This is a genomic window from Micromonospora sp. (genome assembly GCF_048594385.1).
Classification (GTDB): Bacteria; Actinomycetota; Actinomycetes; order Mycobacteriales; family Micromonosporaceae; genus Micromonospora; species Micromonospora wenchangensis.
Genome location: NZ_JBMDWU010000427.1, coordinates 1 through 8,773 on the forward strand (window position 1 = coordinate 1; position 8,773 = coordinate 8,773).

Here is an 8,773-nt window from a genome sequence, read left to right on the forward strand (position 1 = left end):
GCGGCGGCCGTACCCGTTGCGGGTGCTTGCTCCTCACGCGGCGTGAGGGCAGATAGTCGGTGCCGTGGACGAACACCTGACCGTGGGACGGGTGGCGGAACTGGCCGGGGTCACCGTCCGGACGCTGCACCACTACGACGAGATCGGCCTGCTGACGCCGTCCGCGCGGACGGCGGCGGGACACCGCGCGTACTCGCCCGCCGACGTACGGCGGCTGCGCGAGGTGCTCGGCTACCGGCGACTCGGGTTCGGACTCCGGCAGATCGCGGACCTGGTGGACGATCCGGCGACCGACCCCGTCGCGCACCTGTGCCGGCTGCGCGGCCTGCTGACCGACCAGCGCGACCGGGCCGCCGCCCTGGTCGCGGCGATCGACCGGGAGTTGCAGGCGCGGGCGCTGGGGATCGCCACCACCCCGGAGGAGCAGCTACGGGTCTTCGGCGGCCGGTTGTACGACACCATCGGCAGCGCCTATCCGGCGACCCGGCGCACCGACCCCCGGATCGCCGCCCGCATCTGGGCGGCGTTGGGCGACGCCCGGACCGTGCTGAACGTCGGGGCCGGCACCGGCTCCTACGAACCCGGCGACCGTGCGGTGACGGCGGTGGAGCCGTCGGCGGTGATGCGGGCGCTGCGTCCGGCCGACGCCGCGCCGTGCGTGGCCGCCGCCGCGGGGGACCTGCCGTTCGCCGACGGCTCCTTCGAAGCGGCGATGGCGGTCAGCACCGTCCACCACTGGCCGGACCCGGTCGCCGGGCTGCGGGAGATGCGTCGGGTGGCCCGGCGGGTGGTGGTGTTCACCTACGACGCCGACGGCGCCGGCTGGCGGGAACGGTTCTGGCTGACCCGCGACTACCTGCCGGAGTTCGCCGGCCTGCTGGTCGACTGGCCCCCGCTGGGCGAGCTGACCGCCGCGATCGGTGGGCGCGCCGAGCCGGTGGACGTCCCGTGGGACTGCGCCGACGGCCTGTTCGAGGCGTACTGGCGACGGCCGGAGGCGTACCTGGACGAGCGGGTGCGGCGCGCGGTGTCGGTGTGGACCCGGGTCGGGCCGCAGGCCGAACGACGGGCCGTCGGGATGCTCCGGGAGGACCTGGCGTCGGGCCGGTGGGCGCAGCGCAACGGGGACCTGCTGCGTCGCGACACCGCGGAGCTGGGCCTGCGCCTGCTCGTGGCCTGAACAGCCCGGCCGGGGTCGCTGCGTGGCGCGGCCGACGTGGCAGTGCCGGCAGCTCCGCCGGATGCCCGGGTGGGACCGGCCGGGCCGCCGCCACGGTCAGCCCTGGCGGGTCGGTCGGATGGTGAGGTCGCCGATCTCGACGTCGTCGGGTTGGTCGACGGCGAAGGCGATCGCGCGGGCGACCGCGTCGGGGTCGAGTCCGATCTCGGCCATGGTCCGCTGCGCCTCCGCGCGTACCGCGGGGTCGTCGATGGCCCGGTCGACGAACTCGGTGCGGACATAACCGGGGGAGATCGAGGTCGTCCGCAGCGCTCCGCTCGTGCTCTCCTGCCGCAGGCCCTCCAGCAGGGTGCGCACCGCGTTCTTCGTTCCGGCGTACACCGCCTGGGTGGGAACGATCTTCAGGCCGGAGGTCGAGACGACCGTGACGAGGTGACCGCTGCCCTGGCGGGTGAAGACGGGCAGGGCGGCGGCGATCCCGTGCAGGACGCCCTTGACGTTCACGTCGACCATCGCCGACCAGCCCTCGACGTCCAGCTCGGCGACGGTGCCGAGCCTGCTGATCCCGGCGTTGCCGACCAGGACGTCCAGCCGCCCGAACCGCTGCACGGCGAGGGCGACCAGGGACCGCAGGTCGTCCGGGGCGGTGACGTCCACCCGGGTGGCGACCGCCCTGCCGCCGGAGCCCTCGATCTCGGCGACCAGGCGGTCGAGCCGGTCGGTGCGGCGGGCCCCGAGCACGACGGACGCGCCGAGCGCGGCGAGGTGGCGGCCGGTCGCCGCGCCGATGCCGCTGCTGGCGCCGGTGATCGCGACGACCTTTCCGGGGATGGTCATGATTCTCCTCGGGGTAGAGTGGACACATGTCCGGTTACCCCGAGGAGCTTAGCGGACACGTGTCCGCTTCTGTCAAGGGCGCTGCGGCGTCCCGCGCCGACGCGCGACGCAACCGCGAACGCATCCTGCGCGCGGCCCGCGACCTGGTGCACGAGCCGGGCGAGCTGAAACTCAACGCGGTGGCGAAGGCCTGCGGCATCGGGCAGGGCACCCTGTACCGGCACTTCCCCACCCGGGAGGACCTGCTCGTCGAGGTGTACCGGCACGAGGTCGACGACCTGGTCGCCGCGGCCCCGCAGCTGCTGGCCACCCACCCGCCGGTGGCGGCGTTGGCGGCCTGGTTCGACCGGGTGGCCGCCTACGCCCGGGTCAAGCGGGACGTGTTCGCCGCCGTCGAGGCGGCGACCTGGCGTGACCTCGCCGCGCACAGTCTCGGCCCGATCGGCGAAGCGGTGGAACTGCTGCTCGCCGCCGGCCGCTCGGCCGGCAGCATCCGCGCCGACGTCGAGGCCCGGGACGTCATCGTCCTGATCAGCTGGCTCTCCCGACTGGACGACACCGAGCTGGACAGCCGGGGGTCGCGCCTGCTGGCCGTCCTCGTCGACGGCCTCCGCGCCCCCGGCGGGATTGTCACCGGTAGCGGCTAGCCTGCCGTCATGGCGAGCGCGGAACTGGATGAGTTGGTCGTCCCCGACGCGGACGCGCTGCGCGCCTGGCTGTCGGCCCACCACGACACCTCCCCCGGGGTGTGGCTCGCCCTGACCCGCAAGGGCGGCACGGTCACCACCCTGACCTGGCAGCAGGCGGTCGACGAGGGGCTGTGCTTCGGCTGGATCGACGGGCAGGCCCGCAAGCGGGACCAGGAGAGTTCCTGGATCAGGTTCACCCCCCGCCGGGCGCGCAGCATCTGGTCGCAACGCAACGTCGCCCACGTGGCCCGGTTGGAGGAGCAGGGCCGGATGCAGCCCTCGGGCCGGGCCGCCGTGGAGGCCGCCAAAGCGGACGGACGGTGGGCCGCGGCCTACGCCCCGCCGTCGGACGTCGAGGTGCCCGCCGACCTGCTCGCCGCGGTCGCCGCCGACCCCGCCGCGCAGGCCATGTTCGACGTGCTCACCCGGACCAACCTGTTCGCGCTCGTGCACCGGCTCAACGCGGTGAAACGGGCGCAGACCCGGGAGCGGAAGATCGCCGAGTTCGTCGCCATGCTGGCCCGCCACGAGACGCCCCACCCGCAGCGGGCCCGGCCGCCGCAGGTCCCGTGACCGGTGCCGCCCGACCCGCCTACCGGGGCGTCGGGGGCCGGTCCCCGGCGCACAGGGCGTAGGTGTAGCCGTCCACCCAGCCCCGTTCGGCGTGCCACGAGTCGCCGACGCCGTGCTGCTCGCGGCGCATGCCGACCTTCTCCAGCACCCGCACCGAGGCGAGGTTGTCGGCGAAGCACCCGGCGGTGATCCGGCGGACGCCCAACCGGGTGAACGCGTACGCCACCATCGCGGCGACCGCCTCGGTGGCGTAGCCCCGCCCGCCGTGGGCCGGGTCGAAGATGTAGCCGAGCTGGGCCTCGGTCCGGGTCGGCATGCCCGGCTGCCCCATCCCGTCCAGCACGTCGAGCGAGACCGTGCCGATCACCAGGCCGTCCAGGACGACCGCCCGGCTGTGGTCGTCGGGGTCGTCGGCGGCGCGCCGCCAGGCCGCCCGGAACGCCGCCGGCTCCACCTCGGTCCGCAGCAGCCAGTACGTCACCTCGGGCAGGTTGCGGTACTCGAGGATGCGGTCGACGTCGCCGTCACCCACCGGGCGCAGGGTCAGGCGGGGCGTACGCAGCGTGGTGCCGTCCATGCGGCCGGACTCTAACGCATCGTGGGCCCTGCCCCCGTCGTCGACGGGTCGCCCACCCGTCGGGTGGGGGCGCGCCCGCTGAGCTGCGCGCCCGGCCGGGCCGGCGGCCCTCGGGCGTGTTTGGATGGTCCGGTGGATCTGACTGTGACGGACGTGCCGGACCGGGAGCGGTTCGAGGCGCGCGACGAGACCGGGGCGCTGGCCGGGCTGGTCACCTACCAGTTGACCGGTGCCATCATCGCCTACACGCACACCGAGGTCGACCCGGCGTTCGAGGGGCGGGGCGTCGGCTCGACGCTGGCCCGCGCGGTCATGGACGACGCCCGCGCCCGGGGCCGTACGGTGGTGCCGATCTGCCCGTTCCTCGCCGACTGGCTGGGCCGGCACCCGGAGTACGCGGACATCGTGGCCCGCTCCACCCGCCGGATCAAGTAGCCCGGCGGCCCGGGGGCGGCCCCCCGGGTGGTGAGCAGGCGGGTGCGCAGCGCATCGGCGGGCGGCGCATCCTTGACGGCGTCTGATTGTTGCGTTGACAATTCCAGCCTGTTAACGCTCACATGACGCCGAGGAATCCCCCCATGCCCTCAGCAGTTCCCCGGAACCACCACCCCACCCCCCGCCGCACCCGCACGGTCGTCGCCGCCACCGTGCTCACCCTCCTCGCCGCGCTGGCCCCCGCCACCGCGGCCCCGGCCGCCGCCGACGACGTCACCGACGGTCTGCTCCTGCGCTACGACCTCGACCAACGCACCGGCACCACCGTCGTCGACACCTCCGGCCGCGGCAACGACGGCACCCTGGTCGGCGGCGGCACCTGGACCGGCACCGACGGGTTGCTGCTCGACGGCGTCGACGACCACGTCAAACTGCCCGACAACCTGCTGGCCGGCCGCTCCTCGCTCACCGTGGCACTGGACGTCATGGTCGACCCGGCACAGCAGACCCCGTACTTCCTCTGGGGCCTGGGCAACCCGGCCACCTCCGCCGCCGGCACCGGCTACCTGTTCGCCAGCGGCGACGCCTTCCGCGCCGGCATCACCACCACCAACTGGGCCGGCGAGAAGGTCACCGGCACCGGCGGCAACCTGGCCCGGGGGGTGTGGAAGTCGGTCGTCTACACGCAGACCGGCACCACCGGCACCCTCTACGCCGACGGCGTGCAGGTGGCCCGCAACACCGCCGTCACCGTGCCGCCCGGCGCGGTCGGCAACGGCGTCACCACCGCCAACAACCTGGGCCGGTCGAACTACGCCACCGACCGGTTCCTCAAGGGACGGGTGGCGAACTTCCGGATCTACGACCGCGCCCTCACCGCCGCCGAGGTCGCGGTGGTCGCGCAACCCGGTGAGTCCGACCAGACCCGGGCCGAGGCGGCCGCCGCCGCCCTGACCCTGGTGCACGCCGAGGACGTCCGTGGCAACCTGACCATGCCCGCCACCGGCCGGTACGACGCGACGGTGCGCTGGCGCTCGGCCCGACCGGAGGTGGTCGCCGCCGACGGCGTGGTGCGTCGTCCCGCGCACGGCGCGGGCGACACGACGGTGCCGGTGACCGCCACGGTCACCGTCGGCGCCGCCACCGTCGAGCGGACCATCACGCTGACCGTCCGTGAGCTGCCGGCCCCCGCGCCGTACGCCGGCTACGCGTTCAGCTACTTCACCGGCAACTCGATCGCCGGGGAGAAGATCTACTTCGCCGCCAGCCGGGGCAACAACGCCCTGCAGTGGACGGAGGTCAACGGCGGCCAGCCGAAACTGGAGTCGACCCACGGCACGTTGGGCCTGCGCGACCCGTTCCTGATCCGCAGCCCGGAGGGGGACCGGTTCTTCCTGATCGCCACCGACCTGTCGATCGGCCGCAACGGCGACTGGGACGCAGCCCAGCGCCGGGGCAGCCGCTACCTGGAGGTGTGGGAGTCCACCGACCTGGTCAACTGGTCGGCGCAGCGCCACGTCGAGGTCTCCCCACCCACCGCCGGCAACACCTGGGCGCCGGAGGCGTACTGGGACGCCGAACGCGGTGAGTACCTGGTCTTCTGGGCCTCGAAGCTGTTCGCCGAGAACGACCCGGACCACACCGGCAACACGTACAACCGGATGCTGGCCGCCACCACCCGCGACTTCGTCACGTTCAGCCCGGCGACGATCTGGCAGGACCGGGGCGAGTCGCGGATCGACTCCACGATGATCCGCGAGGGCGACACCTACTACCGGTTCACCAAGGACGAGGGCGGCGGCGGCACCGGCTGCTCCGACATCATCCAGGAGAGATCCCCCTCGCTGACCGCCGTCGACCTGCCCGGCCGACCGTCGTGGACGATGCTCGACTCGTGCATCGGCCGCGACGCCGGCACCTCCGCCGTGGAGGGACCCACCGTCTTCAAGGCCAACCCCGGCGACACCTCCGGCTCGCGGTACTACCTGTTCGTCGACGAGTACGGCGGCCGGGGCTACATCCCGCTGGGCACCGACGACCTGGCCAGGCCGAACTGGAAGGTGCCGGCGTCCTACCGGCTGCCGGCCAGCCCACGGCACGGCACGGTCATCCCGGTGACCCGCGCCGAACTCGACGCGCTGACCGACGCGCCGCCCCCGGTGGACGCCAACGCCGACGGGGTGGTGGCCCACTACCGGCTCGACCAGGCAGGCGGCGGCACGGTCATCGACGACTCCGGCAACGGCCACCACGCCACCCTGGCCGGCGACGCCCGCTGGGACGCCGGCAGCCTGACCCTCGGCGGCACCAACGGCCACGTCGACCTGCCCGACAACATCATGTCCGGGCTGGACGAGATCACCGTGTCGATGGACGTGAACATCGCCGCCGACCAGGCCACCCCGTACTTCGTCTGGGGGCTCGGCAACACCGACTCCGCAGGCGTCGGCAACGGCTACCTGTTCACCACCGGCAACGACTACCGGACCTCGATCAGCCTGGGCAACTGGACCGGCGAGCAGACCGTCACCGGCGGCCGGGCGTTGCCCCGGGGGGTGTGGAAGACCCTGACGTACACCCTGAACCGGGCCGGCACCGCCCGGATCTACCTGGACGGGGTGCGGGTGGCCGAGAAGACCGGGCTGACCGTCGCACCCGGTGACATCGGCGGCGGCCGGACCACCGCCAACTACCTGGGCCGCTCCCAGTACGCCAGCGACCGCTACCTCACGGGCCGCATCCGCGACTTCTCCCTCTACAACCGGGCGCTCAGCGACGCCGAGGTGGCCGCGTTGGGCAGCAACGGCACCAGTGTCGTCGCCGTCGAACTCGACAGCCTCAGGGTCCCGGCCATCGTGGACGCCGGCAGCGGCACGATCACCCTGCCGGTCCGGCCGGGCACCGACCTGACCAGGCTCGCCCCGCGCTACCTGGTCGCGCCCACCTCGACGGTCAGGCCCGCCGGGCCGCGCAACTACACCCGACCGGTGACGGTCACCGTCACCAGCGCCGCCGGGGCCAGCCGGGCCTGGACGGTGCGGGCGGTGCCGATGAACACCCCGGTGCTGCCCGGGTACAACGCCGACCCGAACATCGTCCGGTTCGGCGACACGTACTACATCTACGGCACCACCGACGGCTTCCCCGGCTGGGGCAGCTCGACGTTCACCGTGTGGTCCAGCCGCAACCTGGTCGACTGGACCGCCCACGACACCATTCTCGACCTCGGGCCGGACGTCAGCTGGGCGGACACCAACGCCTGGGCGCCGGCCGCGATCGAGAGGAACGGGAAGTACTACCTGTACTTCTCGGCCCAGCAGAACATCGGCGTCGCGGTGGCCGACTCGCCGCTCGGGCCGTTCGTCGACCCGCTCGGCCGGCCCCTGGTGAGCAAGGCCGACTACGGCAACGCCCAGCAGATCGACCCGGCGGTGTTCACCGACGACGACGGGAAGAGCTACCTGTACTGGGGCAACGGCACCCCGTACGTGGTCCCGCTGAACGACGACATGATCTCCTATGACGTCACCCGGCGGGTCCGGCTGACCGGGCTCACCGGTTTCCGCGAGGGCCTGTTCATGCACAAGCGCAACGGCGTGTACTACCTGTCCTGGTCGATCGACGACACCGGCAGCGAGAACTACCGGGTCGGCTACGGCATCGGTAGCAGCCCGCTCGGGCCCTTCACCAGCAGGGGGGAGATCCTCACCAAGGACCCGGCCCAGGGCATCCTGGGCACCGGGCACCACTCGATCGTCCAGGTGCCCGGCACCGACGACTGGTACGTGGCGTACCACCGGTTCGCCATCCCGGGCGGCGACGGCACCCACCGGGAGACCACCATCGACCGGCTGTACTTCGCCGACGACGGCACCATCGAACCGGTGGTGCCCACCCTGACCGGGGTGGAGCCGCTGCGCTACCGGGGCGGGCAGCCCCGGCTGCGGATCACCGACCCCGGCGCCGACGGCTGGTACGGCGCGAACGCCGCGCTCACCCTGGCCCACGGCGAGCTGATCAGGCTGGTGGAGTACCAGATCGACGGGGGTGGCTGGTTCCCGTACCGGGAGCCGGTGGCCCTGCCCGCCGGCCGGCACACGATCGAGTACCGGGCGCAGGGGGTCAACCTGCTCTGGAGCACACCCTGGGCGACGTCGGTGCAGGTGGACGGGGTCGCCCCGACCGCCGAGGCGACGCTGGTCGACCGGGCGCTGGTCGTCACCGGCCGGGACGCCGACTCCGGGGTGGCCCGGGTCGAGTACCGCCTCGACGGTGGCCAGTGGACCACCTGGACCGGGCCGGTGCCGCTGGACGACCTGGCGCACGGGGTCCGCTACCGCGCGGTCGACGTGGCCGGCAACGTCGGCGAGGTGGCCGTGCTGCGGGTGCCGGCGGTCCGGTAGCCGCCGGCCGGACGCCGGGGGGGCCCCGCCCCGCGGGGGGGGGGGGCGCGCCCCGCGGGGGGGGGCGGGGCGCGGGGGG

General features: G+C 73.6%; 7 protein-coding genes. 5 read left to right on the forward strand and 2 right to left on the reverse strand.

Annotated features, from left to right (window positions below; genetic code table 11):
* Nucleotides 1-64: 64 nt before the first annotated feature.
* Nucleotides 65-1,180 carry a MerR family transcriptional regulator gene (locus tag ACOJTC_RS23210; protein ID WP_420118473.1) on the forward strand — a complete coding sequence of 372 codons (1,116 nt, stop codon included), beginning with the start codon at nt 65-67 and terminating at the stop codon, nt 1,178-1,180.
* A gap of 96 nt (nt 1,181-1,276) precedes the next feature.
* Here the strand turns inward: ACOJTC_RS23210 and ACOJTC_RS23215 are convergent, their stop codons facing one another.
* Entirely contained in the window at nt 1,277-2,017 is a 741-nt protein-coding gene (locus tag ACOJTC_RS23215; RefSeq protein ID WP_420118474.1) for an SDR family oxidoreductase, read from the reverse strand.
* A gap of 59 nt (nt 2,018-2,076) precedes the next feature.
* Between ACOJTC_RS23215 and ACOJTC_RS23220 the strand changes: the two genes are divergently transcribed.
* Both ACOJTC_RS23220 and ACOJTC_RS23225 read left to right on the forward strand, forming a co-directional pair.
* On the forward strand, nt 2,077-2,664 hold the full coding sequence (locus ACOJTC_RS23220) for a TetR/AcrR family transcriptional regulator (RefSeq protein ID WP_420118475.1): 588 nt from the start codon (nt 2,077-2,079) through the stop codon (nt 2,662-2,664).
* Between the two features lie 9 nt (nt 2,665-2,673).
* Complete coding sequence (locus tag ACOJTC_RS23225; protein ID WP_420118476.1) at nt 2,674-3,279, forward strand: YdeI/OmpD-associated family protein; 606 nt, start codon at nt 2,674-2,676, stop codon at nt 3,277-3,279.
* Nucleotides 3,280-3,298: 19 nt separating this feature from the next.
* Here ACOJTC_RS23225 and ACOJTC_RS23230 read toward each other — a convergent pair whose 3' ends face one another.
* A complete protein-coding gene (locus ACOJTC_RS23230) occupies nt 3,299-3,856 on the reverse strand; it encodes a GNAT family N-acetyltransferase (protein WP_204923107.1) in 558 nt (185 codons plus the stop codon).
* 132 nt (nt 3,857-3,988) lie between these two features.
* On the opposite strand from ACOJTC_RS23230, the gene ACOJTC_RS23235 reads away from it, so the two are divergent.
* Both ACOJTC_RS23235 and ACOJTC_RS23240 read left to right on the forward strand, forming a co-directional pair.
* Complete coding sequence (locus ACOJTC_RS23235) at nt 3,989-4,291, forward strand: GNAT family N-acetyltransferase (RefSeq protein ID WP_204923106.1); 303 nt, start codon at nt 3,989-3,991, stop codon at nt 4,289-4,291.
* Nucleotides 4,292-4,434: 143 nt separating this feature from the next.
* Nucleotides 4,435-8,694 (forward strand): family 43 glycosylhydrolase, encoded by a 4,260-nt coding sequence (locus tag ACOJTC_RS23240; protein WP_420118477.1) that lies wholly within the window; start codon nt 4,435-4,437, stop codon nt 8,692-8,694.
* Nucleotides 8,695-8,773: the final 79 nt, after the last annotated feature.

Excerpts from the sequence above, each read along its gene's own strand:
- ACOJTC_RS23215 (WP_420118474.1), bottom strand. The coding sequence starts at position 2,017 with ATGACCATCCCCGGAAAGGTCGTCGCGATCACCGGCGCCAGCAGCGGC.
- ACOJTC_RS23230 (WP_204923107.1), bottom strand. The coding sequence starts at position 3,856 with ATGGACGGCACCACGCTGCGTACGCCCCGCCTGACCCTGCGCCCGGTG.
- ACOJTC_RS23240 (WP_420118477.1), top strand. The coding sequence starts at position 4,435 with ATGCCCTCAGCAGTTCCCCGGAACCACCACCCCACCCCCCGCCGCACC.
- ACOJTC_RS23225 (WP_420118476.1), top strand. The coding sequence starts at position 2,674 with ATGGCGAGCGCGGAACTGGATGAGTTGGTCGTCCCCGACGCGGACGCG.